This window comes from Acidovorax sp. SUPP3334, from assembly GCF_030159055.1.
GTDB lineage: Bacteria > Pseudomonadota > Gammaproteobacteria > Burkholderiales > Burkholderiaceae_C > Paracidovorax.
The window spans coordinates 65784-89087 of sequence record NZ_BQXQ01000022.1; the positions used below are offsets into that span (position 1 = coordinate 65784).

The 23304-nt window shown below is 62.2% G+C and carries 24 protein-coding genes and 1 riboswitch; of the genes, 17 read left to right on the forward strand and 7 right to left on the reverse strand.

Annotated features, from left to right (window positions below; translation table 11 throughout):
- The first annotated feature begins 9 nt into the window (after nucleotides 1-9).
- The 5 genes from AVHM3334_RS13975 to AVHM3334_RS13995 all read left to right on the forward strand — a co-directional run bounded on the left by AVHM3334_RS13975 (nucleotide 10) and on the right by AVHM3334_RS13995 (nucleotide 5328).
- The gene (locus AVHM3334_RS13975; RefSeq protein ID WP_284413244.1) at nucleotides 10-1314 is read left to right on the forward strand and encodes a replication-associated recombination protein A; all 1305 of its coding nucleotides are present in this window, start codon (nucleotides 10-12) and stop codon (nucleotides 1312-1314) included.
- Between the two features lie 458 nt (nucleotides 1315-1772).
- Complete coding sequence (locus tag AVHM3334_RS13980) at nucleotides 1773-2702, forward strand: branched-chain amino acid ABC transporter permease (RefSeq protein WP_092740856.1); 930 nt, start codon at nucleotides 1773-1775, stop codon at nucleotides 2700-2702.
- A gap of 13 nt (nucleotides 2703-2715) precedes the next feature.
- On the forward strand, nucleotides 2716-3795 hold the full coding sequence (locus AVHM3334_RS13985) for an ABC transporter permease subunit (RefSeq protein ID WP_284413185.1): 1080 nt from the start codon (nucleotides 2716-2718) through the stop codon (nucleotides 3793-3795).
- A gap of 19 nt (nucleotides 3796-3814) precedes the next feature.
- Nucleotides 3815-4597 carry an ABC transporter ATP-binding protein gene (locus tag AVHM3334_RS13990; RefSeq protein ID WP_284413187.1) on the forward strand — a complete coding sequence of 261 codons (783 nt, stop codon included), beginning with the start codon at nucleotides 3815-3817 and terminating at the stop codon, nucleotides 4595-4597.
- A gap of 2 nt (nucleotides 4598-4599) precedes the next feature.
- Complete coding sequence (locus tag AVHM3334_RS13995) at nucleotides 4600-5328, forward strand: ABC transporter ATP-binding protein (protein WP_284413189.1); 729 nt, start codon at nucleotides 4600-4602, stop codon at nucleotides 5326-5328.
- 83 nt (nucleotides 5329-5411) lie between these two features.
- On the opposite strand, the gene AVHM3334_RS14000 is transcribed toward AVHM3334_RS13995, so the two are convergent.
- Entirely contained in the window at nucleotides 5412-6014 is a 603-nt protein-coding gene (locus AVHM3334_RS14000) for an outer membrane beta-barrel protein (RefSeq protein ID WP_284413191.1), read from the reverse strand.
- A gap of 292 nt (nucleotides 6015-6306) precedes the next feature.
- Here AVHM3334_RS14000 and AVHM3334_RS14005 point away from each other — a divergent pair, with 292 nt between their 5' ends.
- Together AVHM3334_RS14005 and AVHM3334_RS14010 are read left to right on the forward strand one after the other, a co-directional pair.
- Nucleotides 6307-6954 carry a DUF47 domain-containing protein gene (locus AVHM3334_RS14005; RefSeq protein WP_092740846.1) on the forward strand — a complete coding sequence of 216 codons (648 nt, stop codon included), beginning with the start codon at nucleotides 6307-6309 and terminating at the stop codon, nucleotides 6952-6954.
- A 34-nt stretch (nucleotides 6955-6988) separates the two neighbouring features.
- Nucleotides 6989-7999, forward strand: a complete 1011-nt coding sequence (locus AVHM3334_RS14010) for an inorganic phosphate transporter (RefSeq protein WP_092740844.1) — start codon at nucleotides 6989-6991, stop codon at nucleotides 7997-7999.
- Between the two features lie 100 nt (nucleotides 8000-8099).
- Here AVHM3334_RS14010 and AVHM3334_RS14015 read toward each other — a convergent pair whose 3' ends face one another.
- Together AVHM3334_RS14015 and AVHM3334_RS14020 are read right to left on the reverse strand one after the other, a co-directional pair.
- On the reverse strand, nucleotides 8100-8546 hold the full coding sequence (locus tag AVHM3334_RS14015) for a TM2 domain-containing protein (RefSeq protein ID WP_284413194.1): 447 nt from the start codon (nucleotides 8544-8546) through the stop codon (nucleotides 8100-8102).
- Nucleotides 8547-8556: 10 nt separating this feature from the next.
- Entirely contained in the window at nucleotides 8557-9078 is a 522-nt protein-coding gene (locus tag AVHM3334_RS14020) for a GNAT family N-acetyltransferase (protein WP_284413246.1), read from the reverse strand.
- Nucleotides 9079-9202: 124 nt separating this feature from the next.
- Between AVHM3334_RS14020 and rpsP the strand changes: the two genes are divergently transcribed.
- The 7 genes from rpsP to AVHM3334_RS14055 all read left to right on the forward strand — a co-directional run bounded on the left by rpsP (nucleotide 9203) and on the right by AVHM3334_RS14055 (nucleotide 14497).
- Nucleotides 9203-9454 (forward strand): 30S ribosomal protein S16, encoded by a 252-nt coding sequence (gene rpsP / locus AVHM3334_RS14025; protein ID WP_092740838.1) that lies wholly within the window; start codon nucleotides 9203-9205, stop codon nucleotides 9452-9454.
- An 86-nt stretch (nucleotides 9455-9540) separates the two neighbouring features.
- Nucleotides 9541-10113, forward strand: coding sequence for a ribosome maturation factor RimM (rimM, locus tag AVHM3334_RS14030; RefSeq protein WP_284413196.1), 573 nt, complete (start codon nucleotides 9541-9543; stop codon nucleotides 10111-10113).
- 51 nt (nucleotides 10114-10164) lie between these two features.
- A complete protein-coding gene (trmD, locus tag AVHM3334_RS14035; RefSeq protein ID WP_284413198.1) occupies nucleotides 10165-10932 on the forward strand; it encodes a tRNA (guanosine(37)-N1)-methyltransferase TrmD in 768 nt (255 codons plus the stop codon).
- Between the two features lie 112 nt (nucleotides 10933-11044).
- Nucleotides 11045-11449 (forward strand): 50S ribosomal protein L19, encoded by a 405-nt coding sequence (rplS, locus tag AVHM3334_RS14040; protein WP_284413200.1) that lies wholly within the window; start codon nucleotides 11045-11047, stop codon nucleotides 11447-11449.
- A gap of 85 nt (nucleotides 11450-11534) precedes the next feature.
- Nucleotides 11535-12263, forward strand: coding sequence for a CoA pyrophosphatase (locus AVHM3334_RS14045; protein WP_284413202.1), 729 nt, complete (start codon nucleotides 11535-11537; stop codon nucleotides 12261-12263).
- Nucleotides 12264-12328: 65 nt separating this feature from the next.
- On the forward strand, nucleotides 12329-13306 hold the full coding sequence (locus tag AVHM3334_RS14050) for a CobD/CbiB family protein (RefSeq protein ID WP_284413203.1): 978 nt from the start codon (nucleotides 12329-12331) through the stop codon (nucleotides 13304-13306).
- Between the two features lie 207 nt (nucleotides 13307-13513).
- Nucleotides 13514-14497: a hypothetical protein gene (locus AVHM3334_RS14055; RefSeq protein WP_284413205.1), complete on the forward strand. Its 984-nt coding sequence runs from the start codon at nucleotides 13514-13516 to the stop codon at nucleotides 14495-14497.
- A 25-nt stretch (nucleotides 14498-14522) separates the two neighbouring features.
- Here the strand turns inward: AVHM3334_RS14055 and rsgA are convergent, their stop codons facing one another.
- The 3 genes from rsgA to AVHM3334_RS14070 are packed head-to-tail and all read right to left on the reverse strand — an operon-like array spanning nucleotide 14523 to nucleotide 17170.
- On the reverse strand, nucleotides 14523-15497 hold the full coding sequence (rsgA, locus tag AVHM3334_RS14060; protein ID WP_284413207.1) for a ribosome small subunit-dependent GTPase A: 975 nt from the start codon (nucleotides 15495-15497) through the stop codon (nucleotides 14523-14525).
- An 18-nt stretch (nucleotides 15498-15515) separates the two neighbouring features.
- Nucleotides 15516-15854 (reverse strand): 4a-hydroxytetrahydrobiopterin dehydratase, encoded by a 339-nt coding sequence (locus tag AVHM3334_RS14065; protein WP_284413229.1) that lies wholly within the window; start codon nucleotides 15852-15854, stop codon nucleotides 15516-15518.
- On the reverse strand, nucleotides 15851-17170 hold the full coding sequence (locus AVHM3334_RS14070) for a M48 family metallopeptidase (protein WP_284413231.1): 1320 nt from the start codon (nucleotides 17168-17170) through the stop codon (nucleotides 15851-15853). Before AVHM3334_RS14070 ends, AVHM3334_RS14065 begins: the two co-directional genes overlap by 4 nt.
- Before the next feature lie 37 nt (nucleotides 17171-17207).
- Here AVHM3334_RS14070 and orn point away from each other — a divergent pair, with 37 nt between their 5' ends.
- The 3 genes from orn to AVHM3334_RS14085 all read left to right on the forward strand — a co-directional run bounded on the left by orn (nucleotide 17208) and on the right by AVHM3334_RS14085 (nucleotide 21586).
- Nucleotides 17208-17786, forward strand: a complete 579-nt coding sequence (gene orn / locus AVHM3334_RS14075) for an oligoribonuclease (protein ID WP_284413232.1) — start codon at nucleotides 17208-17210, stop codon at nucleotides 17784-17786.
- A gap of 266 nt (nucleotides 17787-18052) precedes the next feature.
- Nucleotides 18053-19987: a DEAD/DEAH box helicase gene (locus AVHM3334_RS14080; RefSeq protein WP_284413234.1), complete on the forward strand. Its 1935-nt coding sequence runs from the start codon at nucleotides 18053-18055 to the stop codon at nucleotides 19985-19987.
- Nucleotides 19988-20119: 132 nt separating this feature from the next.
- Complete coding sequence (locus AVHM3334_RS14085; protein WP_284413236.1) at nucleotides 20120-21586, forward strand: sensor domain-containing diguanylate cyclase; 1467 nt, start codon at nucleotides 20120-20122, stop codon at nucleotides 21584-21586.
- 28 nt (nucleotides 21587-21614) lie between these two features.
- On the opposite strand, the gene AVHM3334_RS14090 is transcribed toward AVHM3334_RS14085, so the two are convergent.
- Nucleotides 21615-22847, reverse strand: coding sequence for a multidrug effflux MFS transporter (locus AVHM3334_RS14090; RefSeq protein ID WP_284413238.1), 1233 nt, complete (start codon nucleotides 22845-22847; stop codon nucleotides 21615-21617).
- A 208-nt stretch (nucleotides 22848-23055) separates the two neighbouring features.
- Nucleotides 23056-23293, forward strand: a riboswitch (cobalamin riboswitch).
- Nucleotides 23294-23304: the final 11 nt, after the last annotated feature.

Genomic DNA, 23304 nt, shown 5'->3' on the forward strand with positions numbered 1-23304 from the left:
TCCAAGCCCATGGCCGATCTGTTTTCTACCGCCCCTTCCGCACCGCTGGCCGAAGCCTTGCGCCCGGCCAGCCTGGACGAGGTCATCGGCCAGTCGCACCTGATCGGTGCAGGCCGGCCGCTGCGCCTCGCGTTCGAGTCGGGCAAGCCGCATTCCATGATCCTCTGGGGGCCGCCGGGCGTCGGCAAGACCACGCTGGCGCGGCTCACGGCCAGCGCTTTCGGCTATGAGTTCATCGCGCTGTCGGCCGTTTTCTCGGGGGTGAAGGAAATCCGCGCGTCGATGGAGCAGGCCGAGCACAACCTGGCGCTGGGCAGGAAGACCATTTTGTTCGTCGATGAAATCCACCGCTTCAACAAGAGCCAGCAGGACGGCCTGCTGCCGTTCGTGGAGTCCGGCCTGGTGACCTTCGTGGGTGCGACCACCGAGAATCCGTCGTTCGAGGTCAATTCGGCGCTGCTGTCGCGGGCGCAGGTCTATGTGCTGCAGGCCTTGAACGATGAAGAGCTGAAGCAGCTGGTGCATCGCGCGCAGGAGAAGGTGCTCACCCACCTGCGGCTGGACGATGCAGCGGTGGACACGCTGGTGGGCTATGCCGACGGCGATGCGCGGCGCCTTCTGAACCTGGTCGAACAGACGGACACCGCGGCCCGCGCCAGCGGCGTGCAGCAGGTCGATGCTGCCTTTTTGGAAAGCGCGCTCACCCTCAACGCGCGCCGCTTCGATAAAGGCGGAGACAACTTCTATGACCAGATTTCGGCCCTGCACAAATCCGTGCGCGGATCGCACCCCGACGCGGCGCTGTACTGGCTCAGCCGCATGCTGGACGGCGGGGCGGATGCGCGATACCTGTCGCGCCGCATCGTTCGCATGGCGTGGGAAGACATCGGGCTGGCCGATCCGAGGGCCATGCAGCTCGCCAACGACGCGGCGCTCACGTACGAGCGGCTGGGCTCGCCCGAGGGCGAACTGGCGCTGGCCCAGGCCGTGATCTACCTGGCCGTGGCGCCCAAGAGCAACGCGGGCTACATGGCCTACAACCAGGCCAAGGCGTTCATCAAGAAAGACAAGTCGCGCGAGGTGCCCAACCACCTGCGCAACGCGCCCACCAAGCTCATGAAGGAGCTGGGCCATGGCAAGGCCTACCGCTATGCCCACGATGAGCCGGGAGGCTATGCGGCTGGCGAAACCTATCTTCCCGAAGGCATGCCGGAACCCGGCTGGTACCAGCCCGTTCCTCGCGGTCTGGAGGCCAAGATCGCCGACAAGCTTTCGCAGCTTCGCCAACTGGACCGGGACGCCGGCAGCGAGTGAGCCCGTCAGTGTGGTGGCTGAATATCGATGCCGTGCCTGAATGGCGCGTGGCGTTCTTGCGCCGCGAATATCGTCCAGCATGCGGTCGTCTGAATGTCGTGCCGTGCCGCTGGTGCAGCGCCGATTTTGTGTAACGGACGACGTTTTACAGTGAATCAAATCATGAATAAACCATCGGTCAAGCTGGGGTGTCTGGCATCGTATAAGTCGTCGGCCCCAATCCTGCCGCTGCATCACGGTGCCTAATGCAGGCGCCGCCCCGCTGATGACGCTCCACTCCAAGGGAAAACCCCGCCAAACGTGCTAAAGGCGCGGGGATTCAACTGGCTACAATCCCGTCCACCAAACCCGCACAGCTTCGCTCCTGGCGGGTTTTTTGCTAGGTGGCACTCGGGGCTCACGAGGCGGTGCCGATTCCGGCCTGCGAAGTGCGCGCGTTACAAACGAAGGACTTTTTTATGGACATCTTGCTGCAGCAGATCATCAACGGTCTGGTACTCGGCAGCATGTACGCCTTGATAGCCTTGGGCTACACAATGGTGTACGGCATTATTCAGCTGATTAATTTTGCCCACGGAGAAGTGCTGATGATCGGCGCTTTGACCAGTTGGAGCTGTATCGGCCTCATGCAAGAGGCCATGCCCGGCGCCCCGGGCTGGGTCATCCTTCTGCTGGCGACGATCATCGCCTGCGTCGTGGCCGCCGCCCTGAACTTCGTCATCGAGAAGGTCGCCTACAAGCCGCTGCGCAGCAGCCCGCGCCTGGCTCCCCTGATCACCGCCATCGGCATGTCGATCCTGCTGCAGACGCTGGCCATGATCATCTGGAAGCCCAACTACAAGCCGTATCCCACCCTGCTGCCCACGACGCCATTCCAGGTCGGCGGCGCAGTCATCACCTCCACGCAGGTGCTCATCCTGAGCGTGACCGTAGTGGCGCTGGCCTCGCTGGTGTATCTGGTGAACTACACGAAGCTCGGCCGTGCGATGCGTGCCACGGCGGAAAACCCCCGTGTGGCGTCCCTGATGGGCGTGAAGCCCGACATGGTGATCTCGGCGACCTTCATCATCGGCGCCATCCTGGCGGCCATCGCCGGCATCATGTACGCCTCCAACTACGGCACCGCACAGCACACCATGGGCTTCCTGCCAGGGCTCAAGGCCTTCACGGCAGCGGTGTTCGGCGGCATCGGCAACCTCGCCGGCGCGGTGGTGGGCGGCATCCTGCTGGGCCTGATCGAGGCCATCGGCTCGGGCTACATCGGCACCCTCACGGGCGGCCTGCTGGGCAGCCATTACACCGACATCTTTGCATTCATCGTGCTCATCATCATCCTCACGCTGCGCCCCTCGGGCCTGCTGGGCGAGCGTGTGGCCGATCGCGCCTGAGGAACCCATCTCCATGAAGAACAACAAACCCGCACAGTGGATCGTCGGCGGCATCGCGCTGCTGCTGCTTCCCTTCATGCTGCAGTACTTCGGCAACGCCTGGGTGCGCATCGCCGATCTGGCCCTGCTGTATGTCCTGCTGGCCCTGGGCCTGAACATCGTGGTCGGCTACGCCGGCCTGCTCGACCTGGGCTACGTGGCGTTCTACGCCGTGGGCGCCTACCTGTTCGCCTTGATGGCGTCGCCGCACCTGTCGGAAACCTTCGAGTCGTTCGCAGCCATGTTCCCCAACGGGCTGCATACCTCGCTATGGCTGGTCATACCGCTCGCGGCGCTGGTGGCCGCCATCTTCGGGGCGGTGCTGGGGGCTCCCACGCTCAAGCTGCGCGGGGACTACCTGGCCATCGTGACGCTGGGCTTCGGCGAAATCATCCGCATCTTCCTGAACAACCTGGACCACCCCGTCAACCTGACCAACGGCCCCAAGGGCATCGGGCAGATCGACTCGGTGAAGGTCTTCGGGCTGGACCTGGGCAAGCGGCTGGAGGTGTTCGGCTTCGACATCTCTTCGGTGACGCTGTATTACTACCTGTTCCTCGTGCTGGTGGTGCTGAGCGTCATCATCTGCTACCGCCTGCAGGACTCCCGCATCGGCCGCGCCTGGATGGCCATCCGTGAAGACGAGATCGCCGCCAAGGCCATGGGCATCAACACCCGCAACATGAAGCTGCTCGCCTTCGGCATGGGCGCTTCGTTCGGCGGCGTGTCCGGCGCCATGTTCGGTGCGTTCCAGGGCTTCGTGTCGCCCGAATCGTTCAGCCTGATGGAGTCGGTCATGATCGTCGCCATGGTGGTGCTGGGCGGCATCGGCCACATCCCCGGCGTGATCCTGGGTGCCGTGCTGCTGTCCGCTCTTCCCGAGGTGCTGCGCTACGTGGCCGGCCCGCTGCAGGCCATGACCGACGGCCGCCTCGACTCCGCCATCCTGCGCCAGTTGCTGATCGCATTGGCCATGATCATCATCATGCTGCTGCGTCCCCGCGGCCTGTGGCCCGCGCCCGACCACGGCAAGAGCCTGACGCAAAAGACCTGAACAGCACTGAAAGTTAGAAATGGCAGAGAAATCCAACGATGTGGTGCTGAAGGTCGCCGGCATTTCCAAGCGCTTCGGCGGCTTGCAAGCCCTGTCCGATGTCGGCATCACCATTGAACGCGGTCAGGTCTATGGCCTGATCGGCCCCAACGGCGCGGGCAAGACCACGTTCTTCAACGTGATCACTGGCCTGTACACCCCCGACAGCGGCAGCTTCGAGCTGGCAGGCAAGCCCTACCAGCCCACGGCCGTGCATGAAGTGGCGAAGGCGGGCATTGCCCGCACGTTCCAGAACATCCGCCTCTTCGCTGAAATGACGGCGCTCGAGAACGTGATGGTGGGGCGCCACATCCGCACCAAGTCGGGGCTGCTGGGCGCCGTGTTGCGCACCAAGGCCTTCAAGGCGGAAGAAGCCGCGATCGCACGCCGTGCACAGGAACTGCTCGACTACGTGGGCATCGGCAAATTCGCCGACTACAAGGCCCGCACCCTGAGCTACGGCGACCAACGCCGCCTGGAGATCGCCCGCGCCCTGGCGACCGATCCCCAATTGATCGCGCTCGACGAGCCTGCGGCCGGCATGAATGCCACCGAGAAGGTGCAGTTGCGCGAGCTGATCGACCGCATCCGCAACGACAACCGCACCATCTTGCTCATCGAGCATGACGTCAAGCTGGTGATGGGTCTGTGCGACCGCGTTACCGTGCTCGACTATGGCAAGCAGATCGCCGAAGGCACGCCTGCCACCGTGCAGAAGAATGAAAAAGTGATTGAGGCCTACCTGGGCACCGGAGGACATTGAGAATGGCCGAAAAATCCAACAACGTGTTGCTCAAGGTCTCTGGCCTGAAGGTGGCATACGGCGGTATCCAGGCCGTGAAGGGTGTGGACTTCGAGGTGCGCGAGGGAGAACTGGTGTCGCTGATCGGCTCCAACGGCGCCGGCAAGACGACCACCATGAAAGCCATCACCGGCACGCTGCCGTTCGCCGATGGCGACATCGAGTATCTGGGCAAGAGCATCCGTGGCAAGGGCGCCTGGGACCTGGTGAAGCAGGGCCTGGTGATGGTGCCGGAAGGCCGCGGCGTGTTCGCTCGCATGACCATCACCGAAAACCTGCAGATGGGCGCCTACATCCGCAACGACAAGGCGGGAATCGCGGCCGACATCGAGAAGATGTTCACCATCTTCCCGCGTTTGCGCGAACGCAAGGACCAGTTGGCCGGCACCATGTCCGGCGGCGAGCAGCAGATGCTGGCGATGGGCCGCGCGCTCATGAGCCAGCCCAAGGTGCTGCTGCTGGACGAGCCTTCCATGGGCCTGTCGCCCATCATGGTCGACAAGATCTTCGAGGTGGTGCGTGACGTGTACGCCCTGGGCGTGACCATCGTCCTGGTGGAGCAGAACGCCAGCCGCGCCTTGGCACTTGCCGACCGAGGCTACGTGATGGAGTCGGGCCTCATCACCATGACGGGCCCGGGCCAGCAACTGCTGAACGATCCGCGCGTGCGCGCTGCCTATCTGGGCGAGTGAACTGAAACCGATGCAGCACCGATTCGTCGGTGCAACGAAAAAAGGGCCTTGCAAGGCCCTTTTTCTTTGTGCGCGGTAATCGCTCAGTAGCGGTACTGAACGCCCACCGTGGTCATGTCCACGTCCGACTTGCCGTCGGCAAAGTTCATGCGATGGCGTTCCCATTCGACCACTGCGGCCCATTGAGGATTGAAGGCCCAGCGCACGCCTGCGCCGTACGACAGACCGAAGCCGTTGTCGTCGCCCGTGGTGACGCCGAAGCCTGGATTGCCAGACGTCTTGGTGCGGCCGTAGGTGGTCCCGACCTTGCCGAACACATCGAATTGCTCGCTCAATGGCAAGCGGCCGACCAGGCTGAGGTTCAGGCCCTGCGCCTTGGTTTCGCCGCCCACGCGGGTGGCATTGCCGAAGTTCAGATAGCCGAACTCGATGCCGAAATTCTGGTTGAAATAGCCGCCGGTGTAGATCTTCCAGGCGGTGTCGTTGTCATCGAACGAGAAGCCTCCCGTGCCGCTGCGCAGGTCGTACTTGGACTGGCCGCCGCTCAGGCCGACGTAGCCTTGTTGCGTGCTGGGAATGAACGAGTCGCGGTTGGACGATGCGCGATTGGCCGTTTGCGCCTGGGCGGCAACGGCGCCGAACGCCAGCGCGAGAACGCACGGAAGAACGCGAAGCGTGGTTTTCATGGGTAAATCCTTTGGCATGAAAGCATGGAAGAAGAAGGACGATGCGTCTGAACAGGTGCAGATCAGGATCACGGGATGCCGATTCAATGTAAGACGCACCTTTTGGGTGCCTTGTGGGCTGGAATGCGAGATGCCTGTAGGAGTCGCCTGACGCAGGGGCGGCATGCCGGCCACGCCCTGGCGCCGGACTGTGCAGGCCGCGCGGTTAAACTCCCGCCTTTCGCAAAGTGTCATCGTCCTGTCACATCCGTGGCATTCCCGCGGCGATGGGTGTGTTTGTTCAGGAGCCCGCATGTTTTTTGGAAAGCTGTTGCCCCGAGAGGGCAATTTTTTCGAGATGTTCAATCAGCATGCTGACCGCATCGTCGAGGCCGCCCGCGCGTTTTCTCAGCTGGTCGCCAATTACAACGATCCGCACCTGCGCGACAAATACAACCAGGACGTGGACAACGCGGAGCGCGCTGCCGACCGCGTGACCCACGAGGTCAACCGCTCGCTGCACAAGACCTTCATCACGCCCATCGACCGCGAGCAGATCCATTCGCTCATCAACACGATGGACGACGTGGCCGATCTGATCCAGGACTCGGCAGAAACCATGGCGCTGTACGACGTGCGCCACATGACCGAGGAAATCACCCGCCTGACCGATATCAGCCTCAAGTGCTGCGAACGGGTCCGCGATGCGGTCAAGCTGCTGGAAAAGATTGCCGACCCGGCTGTGGCCGAGGCCGCGCTCAAGACCTGCGAAGAAATCGACCGGCTGGAAGGCGATGCCGACCGCGTCATGCGCAGCGCCATGAGCAAGCTGTTCCGCGAAGAGCCCGATGTGCGCGAGGTGCTCAAGCTCAAGGCCATCTATGAGCTGCTGGAGACCATCACCGACAAGTGCGAGGACGTGGCCAACCACATCGAGGGCATCATCCTCGAGAACTCCTGATCCTGGCCACAAGAAGAAACACACGCTCTAACGCATGGAAACCGTCCAAACCGCCCTGTGGGTCGTGATGCTCCTGGTGGCGCTGGCCATCCTGTTCGACTTCATGAACGGGTTTCACGATGCCGCCAACTCCATCGCCACCGTGGTCTCCACCGGGGTGCTCAAGCCGACGCAGGCCGTTCTCTTCGCTGCGTTCTTCAACGTCATCGCCATCTTCATCTTCCACTTGAGCGTGGCGGCCACCATCGGCAAGGGCATCGTGCAGCCCGGGGTGGTGGACACGCATGTGATCTTCGGAGCCCTGGTGGGCGCGATCACCTGGAACGTCATCACCTGGTACTACGGGATTCCCAGCAGCTCATCGCATGCGCTGATCGGCGGCATCGTGGGCGCGGTCATCGCCAAGGCGGGGGCGGGGGCGTTGCTCTCGGCTGGCATTCTGAAAACGGTGGCCTTCATCTTCGTCTCGCCGCTGCTCGGGTTTCTGCTGGGCTCGCTGATGATGGTGGCGGTCGCATGGATCTTTCGCCGTTCGCGGCCGAGCAAGGTGGACAAGTGGTTCCGCCGCCTGCAACTCATATCGGCTGGCGCCTATAGCCTTGGGCATGGCGGCAACGATGCGCAAAAGACCATCGGGATCATCTGGCTGCTGTTGATCGCCACCGGCTATGCGTCCGCATCCGACACCTCGCCGCCCACCTGGACCATCGTGGCGTGCTATCTGGCCATTGGGCTGGGCACCATGTTCGGCGGCTGGCGAATCGTCAAGACCATGGGGCAGAAGATCACCAAGCTCAAGCCCGTCGGCGGCTTCTGTGCGGAAACGGGCGGGGCGATGACGCTGTTCATCGCCACGGCGCTGGGCATTCCGGTCTCCACCACCCACACCATCACCGGCGCCATCGTCGGCGTGGGTTCCACCCAGCGGGCCAGTGCGGTGCGCTGGGGCGTTGCGGGCAACATCGTTTGGGCATGGATCTTGACCATTCCCGCCAGCGCGTTCGTGGCCGCTATCGCGTACTGGGTCAGCCTGCAGCTCTACTGATCGACTGCGGGGTAGGTTGATGGGGGAGGTTTGCTATATTTTTTATAGCTTTCACCACAATATTCTCTAGGGCATAAGGCACTTTTGATGCCGAATCCCACTACTGGGAAATCTTGCGGGCTTCCTCGATCTGGTATTCGAAATAGCGCTGAAAGCTGAAGGCCAGGCTCGCCATCAGTACGGCGGTGCCCACGAGCAGCGACAGCGCCATGGCAAAGATCGTGAACCAGTGCGTTCTCCCGGGGGGGGCCTCTGGTGATGCGGCTGGATTGAAGCGGGCATTCCATTTCTCCGGCGTCATCAGCCCGTACAGAATCGCTCGCAGGGCACAGCCCGCAATGGTGAAACCCAGCAGCGGGATGAGCAGCCAGCTTGCATGGTCGTCCTGTCCCAGTTCCTGCACGCGCTGAATGCCGTAGATTCCCAGCGCCGTGGGAATGGGCAGCAGCCAGCCCGCCATGTCCGACAGGCCATGCAGATAGAAGCGGTGCAATCCCAGAGGTCCGCCCACAAAAGCCAGCCAGGCGGCGACGGTTTTGTTCTTCATTGCCGTCCGATCATTCCGGCGAAGTGGTGTCGCCTGCACCCAACGCCTTTTCCATGAGCACGATGTCGCGCCACGCGCCGAATTTCCAGCCCACCGAGCGCATCACGCCGACTTCGGTGAAGCCGGCGGCACGGTGCACTCCGATGGAGCCGGCGTTGGCCGAATCGCCGATCACCGCGAGCAACTTGCGGACACCCGCCGCTTCCGCCTGCAACGCCAGCGCATCGAGGAGCTTGCGGCCCACGCCCAGGCCCCGGGCCGTGTCCGCCACGTAAATGGAGTCCTCTGCCGAGAAGCGATAGGCTGGCCGGGGCTTGAACCAGTTGGCATAGGCGAACCCGAGAATCTGGCTATCCTTTTCCGCCACGATGTAGGGAAGCCTGCGGGACAGCACGTCGGCGCGGCGGCCAGCCATGTCGGATTCGGTCGGTGGATCCACCTCGAAAGTGCCTGTGCCGTGCAGAACGTGGTGTTGGTAAATGGCGGTGATGGCAGCGATATCTTCGCTGCGGCTGTCGCGGATGGTAGGCATGCGGGGTGAAGTGGCTATAATCGCGGGCTTTGCAGCGTGTCGCTGGCCGGGTGGCCATGTCGCGTGTCTCAAACGCAGCAAAAAACCATGCAGCTTTACGCTGCGACCACCCGAAGGATTCATTATGGTCGTTATTCGACTCTCCCGCGGCGGCTCCAAAGGTCGTCCGTTCTTCAACATCGTCGTGGCCGACAAGCGCGTGCGCCGCGATGGCCGATTCATCGAGCGCCTGGGTTTTTACAACCCCACGGCCAAGGAAAGCGAAGAAGGCCTGCGCATTGCGCAAGACCGTCTGACCTACTGGCAAAGCGTGGGCGCACAATCGTCGCCCACCGTGGACCGTCTGATCAAGCAGGCTGCCAAGAAGGCTGCCTGATCCGCGTCCTCCGGACAGAAGGCGGGTTCCGTTGGTTTTGCTGACGGACCCCGCCTTTTTTCTTTTTTGAAATCCTGTTGCACACCATGCCTAACCTGCCCGTTCTTGAACCCGCCGAATTGCCGCCCGACTCGGTGGAGATCGGCCGCATTGCCGATGCATGGGGCGTAAAGGGCTGGTTCAAGGTGATGGCATACAGCGCCGACCCCGAGGCGTTGTTCTCTTCCAAGCGCTGGTATCTGCAGCCCAGCGAAAAAGGCGCAAAGAGCTTTTTCGAGGGCACCGTGGCGCTCGCGATCCGGCAGGCGCGCCCGCACTCCGACACGGTCGTGGCCTGGGCGCAAGGCGTGGACGATCGGGATGCCGCCGAGGCGTTGCGCGGCGCGCGCATCTTCGTGCCTCGCTCGAGCTTCCCCACGGCTGCCGAGGACGAGTATTACTGGGTCGACCTGATCGGTCTGGCCGTCGTCAATCGGGAGGGCATCCCCCTTGGCCACGTGCGCGAACTGCTGTCCACGGGGCCGCAGACCACCCTGGTGCTGGCCTATCAGCACGAGGGCAAGGAGCAGGAGCGCATGATTCCATTTGTCTCTGCGTTCATCGACAAGGTGGAACTGTCCGAGCGCCGCATCACCGTCGATTGGCAGCCTGATTACTGAAATTGATCGAGAACTTGCGCCGCTCACCTGTCTGCGGCGCAGCCCATCGCCATGCGTTTCGACGTCATCACTCTCTTTCCTGAGTTGTTCGCCCCGTTTCTCGCCAGCGGGGTGACCCGGCGTGCCTATGCGTCGGGCCAGGTCGAGGTGCGACTGTGGAATCCGCGCGACTATGCCGAAGGCAATTACCGTCGGGTGGACGATCGGCCCTTCGGTGGCGGACCTGGCATGGTGATGATGGCCGAGCCTCTGGCGCGATGCCTGGGGGCCATCCGTGCCGACCGGTCAGAAGATGCTGGGCATTTAGCGCCGCTGGTTTTGTTTTCGCCGATCGGGCAGGTTCTGAACCACGCCGGCGTGACGCGCTGGTCCGGTAGCGCGGGGGCGATCTTGCTGTGTGGCCGGTATGAGGGCATCGATCAGCGATTTATAGACGCGCATGTACAGATGCAACTCAGCCTGGGTGATTTCGTGCTGTCCGGCGGCGAGATACCCGCCATGGCCTTGCTGGATGCGGTAGCCCGGCTGCAGCCTGGCGTGTTGAACGACGAAGGCAGCCACCAATTCGACAGCTTCAACGATGCCCTCGACGGGCTGCTCGATTGCCCGCATTACACCCGCCCCGAAGAATGGAATGAACGCCGGGTTCCCGCTCCATTGCTGTCGGGGCACCATGTCCAGATCGAGCGCTGGCGCAGGGATAAGCGCCTGGCCATCACCGCCCAGCACCGCCCGGAACTCATCGAGGCAGCCCGCGTGCAGGGGGTGTTGGACAAGGCCGACGAATCTGCTTTGGTCAAAAACGGCAACTTGCTATAATTGTGGGCTTTTCGATCCTCTGGCCGGCCGCTTTCGCCCTTCGTTGCGATAGCACCTACGTCAATCCCGACGCTTGCCAATATTGGCGCGGACATGATCGTTGGATGCAAACATGAATCTGATCCAGACTCTCGAGCAGGAAGAAATCGCCCGCTTGAACAAGACCATTCCCGAATTCTCCCCTGGCGACACGGTCATCGTGAGCGTGAATGTGGTGGAAGGTACCCGCAAGCGCGTGCAGGCTTACGAAGGCGTTGTGATTGCCAAGCGCAATCGCGGCCTGAACAGCGGCTTCACCGTGCGCAAGATCTCCAGCGGCGAAGGCGTGGAGCGTACGTTCCAGACCTACAGCCCACTGATCGCCAACATCGAAGTCAAGCGCCGCGGCGACGTGCGCCGTGCCAAGCTGTACTACCTGCGTGAGCGCAGCGGCAAGTCGGCACGTATCAAGGAAAAGCTGCCTTCGCGTGTCAAGCCAGCAGCGGCACCTGCAGCAGCAGCAGCGACCGCCGCATAAGGCAGTTCGCGATCTGCCTCCAAGCCGCTACAGCGCATGCCGTAGCGGCTTTTTCTTTGGTGGCCCGATTGCTGGGCCCGCATCCATGACGCAGCCTCCCTTACCGTCTTCTGCGATGCCATCGGTGATCGCACCTCTGTCCTCCCTGCCGCAGTTCGATCCGCGCCAAGTGCCGGTGCTGGGAGTGGACTCCCATCTACCGCCAGTTCCCGCGACCGCGCAGACGGCCAAGGCGCTGCGTCTTCGATTCACTTCGCCACCATCGTGGACGCCCGAAGTCGTTTACGAACGTGCCTTCACCGAACGGCCACTGCGGCATGCAGCCGTGCTGATACCGATCGTGATGCGCGAACGCCCCACGGTTTTGCTGACGGAGCGCACGACGCACCTGTCCACGCACTCAGGACAGGTCGCTTTCCCTGGCGGAAGTGCCGATCCGGAGGATGCGAATCCCGCAGCCACCGCTTTGCGGGAAGCTTGGGAAGAGGTGGGGCTGGAGGCGCAATACGTGGAAGTCTTGGGCGAGTTGGCGACTTACCGGACAGGTACGGGGTTCAGCATCACGCCCGTCGTCGCGCTGGTGCAGCCTGGGTGCACCTTCCACCCCAATGCCTACGAAGTGGCGGATCTCTTCGAGGTGCCTCTGGACTACCTCCTCGATCCTGCGCACCACCGGCGCCACGCGTTCGAGTGGGAGGGCGTGACCCGTGAATGGTTTTCCATGCCGTATGAAGACGAGGCCGGCAAGACCCATTTCATCTGGGGAGCGACGGCAGGCATGCTGCGCAATTTCTACCGGTTCATGCTGGCCTGATCTGCGATTATTTTCCGCATGAATGGCCGGCCGCATGCTGAACCGGGCCGCTATCATTGCCCACCATGAGTTTCTTTGCCATCCTGTTCGCGTTGCTCATCGAGCAGGCGCGCCCTCTGGCGCGCAGCAACCCCATTCACGCGGGTGTCCGCGCGTGGGCATTGTCGATCAGCCGAAATTTCGATGCGGGCAAATCCCATCACGGATGGGTGGCATGGGCGCTCGCAGTGCTGGCTCCTTCACTGGCCGTGCTGGCGGTTCACTGGCTGTTGTTCTATGGGATCGGCTGGCCTGCGGTCGTGGTTTGGAGCGTTGCGGTGCTGTACGTCACGCTCGGGTTTCGCCAGTTCAGCCACCATTTCACCAACATCCGCGATGCTCTGGAAGAGCGCGACGAGGACAGTGCGCGGGCGCGGCTCGCCGCCTGGCAGCAGGTCGACGTTGGCCAACTGCCGCGCAGTGAAATCGTGCGGCACGTCATCGAGTATTCCGTCATCGCCGCGCACCGCCATGTCTTCGGTGTGCTGGCTTGCTTTTCGGTGCTGGCGGCGTTGGGCATGGGCCCAACGGGCGCGGTCTTGTACCGGCTGGCCGAGTTCGTCTCTCGGTATTGGAAGGCCGGCAGTGCGCACCCTGCCAGCGCTTCGCTGCAACGCGCCTCCGCCCAATCCTGGACCGTGATCGACTGGCTGCCCGCCCGTCTGACGGCGCTCAGCTTCGCCGTGGTGGGCAGCTTTGAAGAGGCCATCGATGGCTGGCGTTTCCATGCCCAGCGCTTTCCGAATGACAACGACGGCGTAGTGCTCGCCGCGACGTCCGGCGCCATCAATGTGCGGTTGGGCGGAGAAGCACTGCGCGCAAAAGTGGATCCGCTGTCGCCTGCTGGCTTCGATGCAGACATCGAAGCTGCGAGCAGCGACGTCACGCCCGGCCGTGAGCCGGAAGTCGGCCACCTTCGCAGTGTGGTCGGCTTGGTTTGGCGCTCGGTGGTGGTGTGGATGCTGCTGCTGGCCCTTCTTACTCTGGCGCGTCTGCTGGGTTGATCGCGTCGGTTCACCGTCGGGTGGTCCGGGCTATTTCCGTTGCTGCACAGGCCCGGCACGCTGCCCGTTAGTCCAATGGCCTGCAGGCAGGCTCTGAGAGAACTTTCCATGACCCGATCCGAATCCCTGTCCCAAGAGCCACTCACCCAGGAGATGGCTGCCACAGCATCGCGATTTTGGTCGGCCGTCTTGGCAGAGCAGTCCGAATTGCAGGCGCTGGACTCGGTGCCGTTCATGGAGCGACTCAATGTCTTGCTGGAGCCCTGCGTGCCCGGTGTGACTGTAGAGGTGGCAGGGGCCGGCAAGGACGGCTCGGTCGAAGGGGCGCGGCTCGTTTTTACCGCCCATGGCAGTGCCGAGCGGTTTGCGGATGTGCAGGCGTTGACCACCCAGGCGCCGCCACAATTGCCATGGCGCGTGGAGGCATTTCGCCAGAGGATGTCCGGCGGCTTCGGGATGCGCATGGACGGGTTCGATCTGGCCACCCATGAATTGCTGGTACGCGTCGGCCAGCTCGATGGGCGCATTGCGTTGGCGCTCTCGTTTTCCAAGCCGGTGCCCATGGATCTGCAGGACCATGCGCGTCACATGGCGTTCATCCTGCTCGACCACATGCTTGGCGAATACGATTTCTCCGTCAAGGTCGGCGTGGTGGAGTTCGAGGCCGACGGGGTCAGCGATGACGCGGGCTTCGAAGATTGGCAACCTGCATCGCTGGATGACAGCGTGGCGCGCATTGATGTCTTTTGGCGGGAAAACCTGGGCCGCTCGGCGATCTACCCGGCAGAGCCAGTACGCTGGGCTGCGCTGGAAGGCCGTGACGCCAACGGCGATCCCATCATGGCTCAGGTCAACCTGAGCGCCAATGCGCTGGTATCCCGTGCAGACTTCGGGTGGCGGGTGCAGGCAAGTCTTCCTGCAGATGACAAATCCGCGCTGCAGCAGGCGCAGGATTTCGAAGATGCCTGGATCGGCGCCGCGACGATGTACCAGCAAGGTATTTGCAGCCACATTGTTCTGCGGGGTGGCGCCCGCACCGTGCACTGCTATGTCACCAATGCCGACCATGCCCTGGAGGCCGCGCGCCGCGTAGCACAGGCTTTCCCCGGGATGGAGGCGCCAGTTCTGGAAGCCCGGCATGAACCCGCATGGGGCGATTACCTGACGTGGTACGTGGAATGCCGTGAATGATCTGGCGCGTGCTGCTGAACGCGCGTCACCAGTGCCTGTGCTCGCTCAGTTCGGCAAACAGGTTGCTATAAATTTGATAGCGATTGGCGCTGATGGAACCTGCGCCAGAGCGCGATTCGCCTTGCAGCCCGTCCACCTGCGCCATCACGGCGCAGCCAGGCTCGTGCAGATGGGTGCAGTTGTAGAACTTGCAGTCCTGGGCGAATAAACCAATGTCGGGCATGTAGCGCGGCAGATCGGCCGGGCCGATATGGTGCAAGCCAAATTCCTGAAAGCCTGGCGAGTCGATCAGTGCGGTGTGCCGCTCTTCGTCGACCCAGTACCAGGTCGTCGTGGTCGTGGTGTGCTTGCCGGAGTTGAGCGCTTGCGAAATCTCGCCCGTGAGCGCGGTCGCGCCTGGGACCAGAAGGTTGATCAGCGTGCTCTTTCCCGCGCCCGAGGGACCCAAAACCAGAGTGGTTTTACCAGCCAGGCGCTCCATCAGCGCTGTCTTGTCCACTTCGCCCGATTCGGACAGCGACAGCGGCATCACGCCATAGTGATGTCCGTCCGCTTTGCTGCCGCCCATGTGGCGATAGGGCATCAGGCGTTCCCATGCCCGCGCAAAGGGCTCGATCAGATCGCTTTTGTTCAACGCAATGATGGGCGTGATTTGCTCGGCTTCCGCTGCGATGAGTGCGCGAGCGAGCTGGCTTTCCGAAAACACCGGCTCGGCAGCGATCAGGATCAGCACTTGGTCGAGATTGGCGGCAAAGGATTTGGTCCGTATTTCGTCCTGCCGGTAAAACAGGTTCCGCCGTTCCTTGACCTTCTCGATGGTGCCCTCATCGCCCTGGCCGGGCGGCGCTGCCTGCCAAAGAACATGATCTCCCACCACGGCCTGGCTTTTCTTGCCTCGGGGGTGGCAGATGCGGCGCTGGCCGTCGGGAGACTCGACCAGGCAGTGCCGGCCATGGCTGGCGACCACCAAACCGTCGAACAAGGCGCTGCGCTCAGCCATGGCGGGCTCGGGAAGCGATCATGCGGCCAGCAAGGCGTCGAAGTGCGATGCACACTCGAGGTCAGTCGCCGAGATGCCATTCACATCGTGCGTGTTCAAGCGAACGACGCAGCGGTTGTAGTGCACAGACAGGTCGGGGTGATGGTCCTGGGCATTCGCAATGAAAGCCACAGCGTTCACGAACGAGATCGTCTCGTAGTAGTTGGAGAAGCGGTAAGTCTTTTCGACGGCCACGTCGGCGCCATCGCCAGTCAATTTCCAGCCTTCCAGATCAGCCAGTTTCGCGACGATTTCAGTGGCCGTCAGTGCACGTCGTGTTTGCGTGGACCAGTCTTTTTTGGGAAGCATTGAAGTCATGGTGTTGGAACTGGGTTGGGCATGCGTGCCAGCCGTTCGGTGGCGGGCGGATGCGAGTAGTAGAACCTCACGTACACCGGGTCGGGCGTGAGGGTGGAGGCATTGTCTTCATACAGCTTGAGCAGGGCGGAGGCGAGGTCGCTGCCGTTGGTTTGCCCCACTGCGTAGGCATCTGCCTCGAACTCATGGCGACGCGACAGTTGTGCGAACAACGGGGAGATGAAAAACGTAAACACCGGCACTGCGAGAAGGAAGAGCAGCAGTGCCAATGCATCGTTGGGAGCAGAGCCTGCGATGCCTTCAAGCGACAGATTGGGCAGCACGCCCAGGCCTGTATAGAACCAGCCTTGTGTGGAAAGCCAGCCCAGCAGCGCAAAGCCTGCCAGGCTCAGCGCGAAGAGGCTCACGATGCGCTTGACGATATGGCGGTGCTTGAAATGGCCCAGTTCATGGGCCAGCACAGCTTCGACCTCGCCAGGAGACAGTTGCCGCAGCAAGGTGTCGTAGAAAACCACCCGTTTGGCCGCACCGAAGCCCGTGAAATAGGCGTTGGCATGCCCACTGCGGCGGCTGCCATCCATCACGAAAAGCCCTTTGGCGGCGAAGCCGCAGCGCTGCATGAGGGCCGTGACGCGGGCCTTGAGGGACTCGTCTTCGAGCGGTTGAAATTTGTTGAATAGCGGCGCGATAAAAACCGGGTACACCACCATGAGCAACAGGTTGAAGCCCATCCACGCTCCCCAAGCCCAGAGCCACCACAGCGGGCCAGCGGCGCCCATCAGCCATAGGATCATCGCCGCGATCGGCAGGCCAATGAGCGCACCCATGAGCGTGGATTTGGCGAGATCTGCAAGCCATAGGCGGGGAGTCATCTTGTTGAAACCAAACCGCTGCTCGATCACAAAGGTTTGGTAGAGCGCGGCAGGCAGATCGATCAATCCGCTGATGGCCGCAAACACGGCCAGTAGCGCGAGTTGCTGGAGCATTCCTCCGCCCAGGGCGGTCAACAGTCGCTGGTTCAATGCATCCAGGCCACCCAGCAAAGTCCATCCCAGCAGCACGGCAGCACCCAGCGCCATTTCCAGCAAACCGAAACGTGCTTTGGTGATGGTGTAGTCAGCGGCTTTCTGGTGCGCGGCGAGCGAAATGCGGTGCGCAAAAGCGGCGGGCACCGCATCGCGATGCCGTGCCACATGGCGAATCTGGCGCGATGCCAGCCAGAACCGCAGTGCGAGCCCGACCACCAAGAATGCTGCGAAGAGCAGCGTGAGCAGAGTCGAGGGCGTCAGCAGCGAGGGTGGGGCAGGAATGGGCATGTGCGGCGAGTTTAGGCCATCAGCGACAATGCCGGCCATGTCCGATATCGCCAACCCCACTGTGCCTGTGCTGCCCAAATCCGACCAGAATCTTGTCTGGCTTGACTGTGAAATGACCGGACTGAATCCGGAAACCGACCGGCTCCTGGAAATTGCTGTCGTGGTGACAGGGCCAGGCCTTTCTCCAAGGGTCGAAGGCCCGGTGTTTGCGCTGCATCAGTCGGATGCCTTGCTGAACGGTATGGATGCCTGGAACAAAGGAACGCATGGCCGCAGCGGCTTGATCGAGAAGGTCCGCGCATCGACCGTGACCGAGGCCGAGGCCGAGCAGGAAATCATCCAGTTCCTCTCGCGATACGTGCCCAAGGGCACCGCGCCGATGTGTGGCAACAGCATCGGGCAGGACCGCCGCTTTCTCGTGAAATACATGCCGAAGCTGGAAGCGTTTTTCCACTACCGAAATCTGGATGTCAGCACTCTGAAGGAACTGGCGAAGCGCTGGAAGCCTGAGGCATACACCACCTTTAAAAAAGCGCAGCGGCACACCGCACTGGCCGACGTGCATGAATCCATCGACGAATTGGCCCATTACCGCACCCATCTGCTGGCGCTTTGATTCTTAGCGCTGGAATCAACGGAATGCATTGCGGGAAAACCCCAGCCATGCAATAATCGCTGGCTGCGCGGAAATCTCGCGCAGTTTGTGCATCTCCCTTCACACACTGGGTCTGCGGCCTGCTGAATGCTTCAGTTTGGATCCCGCGCTAATGCCCACCTGCCCAGCAACATGCTGGTGCTGGTTTCGTTTGATGGTTGATGTTTTTTAACCATTGACGAAGCCACCGCGTGCTACGCCCGCGGACGTTTTCGTGTGAGAAAAATATGACCGACACTTTTCAAGTGCAGGGCGAATTCGCGCCTGCTGAATCTTCCATGGCCGTTGAAACGCTGGAATCCGCAGCGATCGAGACTGGCGAATCCATTCAAACCGCTGAATCCGGCGAAGCCGTTCTGGTTGCCGAAGACGCAGCGCCGGCCCTGCCCAACGGCTTCGTTCGCCTGGGTCTGGCACCCGAGCTGGTGCAGGCCGTGGCCGATCTGGGCTATACCCAGCCTACCAGCGTTCAAGAGCGTGCCATTCCTCTGGCCATGGGCTCGGGCGATGAGTCCAGCCAGTTCATTGATTTGATGGTTTCCAGCCAGACCGGCAGCGGCAAGACCGCCGCGTTCCTGCTGCCTGTGCTGCACACGCTGATCCGCCAACAGGCAGAAGCCGAAGCCGCAGCCCGCGACGAGTACGACCTTGCCGCTGCTGAAGCGGTGGCCCGCGGCGAACCGGCTCCCAAGCGCAATAAGCGCAAAGACCCTACCAATCCTCGCAACTTCAAGGCTGCAGCACCCGGCGCTCTGATCGTGTGCCCCACCCGCGAACTGGCCCAGCAAGTGGCTCACGACGCCATCGAACTGGTGAAGCATTGCCGTGGCCTGCGTGTCGCCAATGTGGTGGGTGGCATTCCTTACCAGCTCCAGATCGCCAAGCTGCAGAACGCCAACCTCGTGGTGGCCACGCCAGGCCGACTGCTTGACCTGCAGCGTTCGATGCAGATCAAGCTCGATCAAGTGCAGTTCCTGGTGGTGGACGAAGCCGATCGCATGCTCGACCTCGGTTTCTCCGATGACCTGGCCGAGTTGAACCAACTGACCGCACAGCGCCAGCAGACCATGATGTTCAGTGCCACATTCGCACCGCGCATTCAGCAACTGGCCATGCGTGTCATGCACGATAACGGCGCTTCGGTGAAGAAGATCCAGATCGACTCGCCACAAGAAAAGCATGCCAACATCAAGCAGGTGCTGTTCTGGGCGGACAACGCCCAGCACAAGCGCAAGCTGCTGGATCACTGGCTGCGTGACACCACGATCAACCAGGCGATCGTTTTTGCCAGCACGCAAGTGGAATGCGACGGCCTCGCCAACGATCTGCAGCAAGAAGGCTTTTCTGCCGTCGCGTTGCACGGTGCTCTGAGCCAGGGCCTGCGCAATCGCCGTCTGATGGCGCTGCGCAGCGGCCAGGTGCAGGTGTTGGTGGCCACTGATGTGGCTGCCCGCGGCATCGATGTGCCCACTATCACCCACGTCTTCAACTACGGCCTGCCGATGAAGGCTGAGGATTACACCCACCGCATTGGTCGTACCGGCCGTGCAGGTCGTGATGGCCTGGCGGTGACGTTCGCCGAGTTCCGCGATCGCCGCAAGATTTTCGACATCGAAGGCTACAGCAAGCAGCAGTTCAAGTCGGAAGTGGTTCCTGGCCTGGAGCCGCAACAACGTGCATCGCAGGCGCGGCCTGAATTCGGTGGCCGTGGCCGCCAGGGTGGCTACGAGAACCGTGGTGATGGGTTCTCGCGCGATCGCAAGCCAGCAGGCGCAGGCCGTGGTGGTTTCGGTGGCGGTTTCGCCGGCAACGACCGCAGCGGCTTCGGTGGACGCGGTGCTCCCGCTCCCCGCGCTGCTGGTGGCGGTTACCAAGGTGCCGGCGGCCATGGAGCTCCGCGTGATGAGCAGCGTGGCTTTGGCAGCAATGGCCCCCGTCGTGACGGCGACAGCTATGGCCGCAAGCCAGGCTTTGGCGAACCTGCCCGTGGCAATGGCTTCGGTGGCGGTCGCAACGAAGGCGGTGGCGCTCCCCGTGGCGACTTTGCACCCCGTGGCGACTTTGCACCTCGCAAGCCTGCATTCGCCAAGCCCGGCGCTGGCGGTGGCAAGCCGTTCGTGCCCCACGATGCACGCAAGCGCCCAGCACGTCCTGCACGCTGATCTGATCGCCCGCTGCGGCTGACATGAAAGCCAACCCTTGCGGGTTGGCTTTTTTTGTTGGCGGGCCCGCAGTATGGAAAAAGGACTGGCGGCGCGTGCCTGACAATCACCGGCTCGGATTGGAGGTTTCACATGCCGTCTTCTTTGTCCTCGGGTGCCGATTTCGAGCATATGTTCGACATCGCTCCCGTCTCGCTCTGGCTGGAGGACTACAGCGCACTCAAGCAATTGTTTGACCAATGGCGCGGCGAGGGTGTGCAGGACATCACAGAGCATGTTCGGCAGAACCCGTCGTGCCTGCGGCAGTACGGCGAGTCTCTGAAGATACTCAAAGTGAACCAGCGCACGCTGAACCTCTTCGCTGCGCCGGACCAGGCCACGCTGGAGGCTTCGCTCGGTCAGGTGTTCCGCGACGATATGCACGAGCAGGCATTGCCTGAAATGCAGCAACTGTGGTCCGGCGCCACGGAGTTTTCCAACCAGGCGGTGAACTACGCGCTCAATGGCCGGCGGCTCGACGTGCAACTGCGGGGGCGCATCCTTCCCGGGCATGAGCATGATTGGAGCCGTGTTCTCGTGTCTTTGGAAGACAACACCGAACAGCTCCAAGCCCGTCATGCGCTGCAAGAGAGCGAGCTTTATGCACGCGGCCTCTTCGAAAATTCACCGGTGTCGCTCTGGGTCGAGGACTTCAGCGCTGTCAAGCGGCTGCTGGACGAGGTGAGGTCTCAGGGCATTCGCGATTTCAAGACCTTCCTGAAAGTCCATCCTGAATTCGTGGTGCGGTGCATGCATGAGATCCGGGTGATCGATGTCAATCGGGAAACCCTGTCGATGTTCGGGGCCGACTCCAAGGAAATGCTGCTGCACCACATCGGCAAGGTGTTCCGCGGCGAAATGCAGGAGTCCTTTGCGGAGCAGCTGCTGGACCTTTGGGACGGAAGGCTCTTGCAGCAGCGCGAAGTGGTGAACTACTCCCTTTCCGGTGAGGCGGTGAATATTCACATGCAGTTCGCCATCCTGGCTGAGCATGCCCACGACTGGGGCGTGGTCCTGCTGTCGCTTGTGGACATCACCGCGCGCAAGAAAGCCGAGGCTTATCTGGAATATCTGGGCAAGCACGATGTGCTCACCCAGCTTCGCAACCGAGCGTTTTATGTCGAGGAGTTGAACCGGCTCACGCGTAAAGGCCCGTGGCCCGTTGCCGTTCTGGTGATCGACATGAATGGGCTGAAGGCCATCAATGACGATGAAGGCCACGCGGCCGGCGACGCCATGTTGCGCCGTGTCGGCGAAGTGTTGGCCAAAGCCGTCGATGCACCCGCTTGTGCGGCACGCATCGGTGGCGACGAGTTCACGGTACTGATGCCTGCCACCGATGAGCGTGGGGCCCATTCGCTCATGGAGCGCATCAACTCACTGCTGGACCTGAACAATCAGTTCTACCCTGGCAGGCCGCTCAGCCTGTCCATGGGGGTTTCCAGTGCTGCCTCAGGGGATCAGTTGGAGGCAGCGGTGAACCGGGCGGACCAGGCCATGTATGCCGAAAAGATGCGCTACTACCAGGCGCGTGATACGGACTGCCGTCGCGGCGATTGAGCGAACTGCCGCGCAATGTGGCCAGCGCTCAGCCTGTGGTGGCGGTGCGGCCGACATCCGGCCAACGGTGGTGGAGATAGACCCAAGCCACAAGGCCCACGCACATCATTCCCAACGAGGCGCCCGCAAGCCACAGCGTCGAATGCATGACCAGGGGGGCGATCACGCCTGCCACGAGCCCGTTGGCCGTCGATCCCACGAAGGCCTGCAGTGAAGACGCCATGCCCCTTCGTTCAGGATGCAGGTCGAGCACCAGCAGCGTGACCACCGGCACCATCAGTGCCCAGCCGAAGGCAAACACGGCAATCGGTATCAGTGCCCACGACACATGCGCGGTGAAGAGCCCGTTGGCCAGCAGGTTCACGATGGACATCGAAAACATGATCAAAAAACCGTGGCGGATCTGCTGCTTCGGAGCGATGCGCCCCGCCAGCCGCCCGCTGAGCCACGCGCCACCCATGATTCCGGAGATGGTGAGGATGAAGAACCAGAAGAAATGGGTCGGCGCGAGCCCCAGGTGATCCCCTAGAAAAGCCGGTGCAGCCAATACGTACAGGAACATGCCGTTGAAAGGCACGCCGCTGGCCAGGGCCAGAAGCAGAAAGCGGGGACTTGAACCCAATTCCCAGTAGCCGCGCAACAGATGGCGCGCATTGAAGGGCTGGCGCTGGTCGGCATGCAGGGTTTCCGGCAGCAGGCGGTAGTTGGCGAGCCACAGCGCGCCGCCGATGCCCGTCAAGAACCAGAACACGCTGTGCCACCCGGCGTGCACGAACAACCACCCTCCGATGATGGGCGCGATGGCTGGCGCCACGCCGAAGTAGATGGTGACCTGGCTCATCACCTGTTGTGCCTGGGCCGGTGGGAACATGTCGCGGATGACAGCGCGAGACACCACGATGCCAGCGCCTGCGGAAAGCCCCTGTAACGCCCGAAAGACCACCAGTTGCCCAATGCTCTCTGAAAGCGCGCAACCCGCGGATGCCAGCGTGAAGATGGCAATGCCCCACAGCACCACAGGCCTGCGGCCGAAACTGTCCGACAGTGCGCCGTGGAACAGCGTCATGAAGGCGAACCCGAACAGGTAAGCCGACAGCGTTTGCTGCATTTCCACCGGCGACGCGCCCAATGCTGCCGCGATGCCCGAGAACGCGGGGATGTAGGTGTCGATGGAAAAGGGCCCCAGCATGCCCAGCAGCGCCAGCAGGACGGCGAGGGCCCAGCGCGGTGCGCGCCAGATGTTGTGGGCTTCAGGATTCATGGAGTTTTCGTGGGATGGGCGGACGGACCGGCTGCGCTGCACTGTTCTGGAGCGGGAAAACGCATCTGCCGCCGTCAGGCACGTGCGCGCGATTATGGGCCAGCTCCCGCTGAAAAGGCGAGGTGCCGCCACTGTCGTGTCCGGTTGGGGACGCGCAGGCTGATCCCGGATAATCCGCCCAGAGGATTGCAGAGCACGACGCACAGCAGTTCTCCATGGTGAGAAGGTGCCCGCAGGCTGTAATGTCTGGGGGTTCAACGGGAAGCAGGTGCGTGCATGCGTCGCTGGCGCTGCCACAAATCCTGCGCTGCCCCCGCAACGGTCAGCGGACTAGATGTGAAGTTTCAATAGGTTGTATCCGGTGTTCATCCGGATTGGGTTTGAGAGACTGGAAGTCGCCAAACACCCAATCCGCTCAGGACACCCAACCAGATGAACAGCCATAAGCATGCCCGAC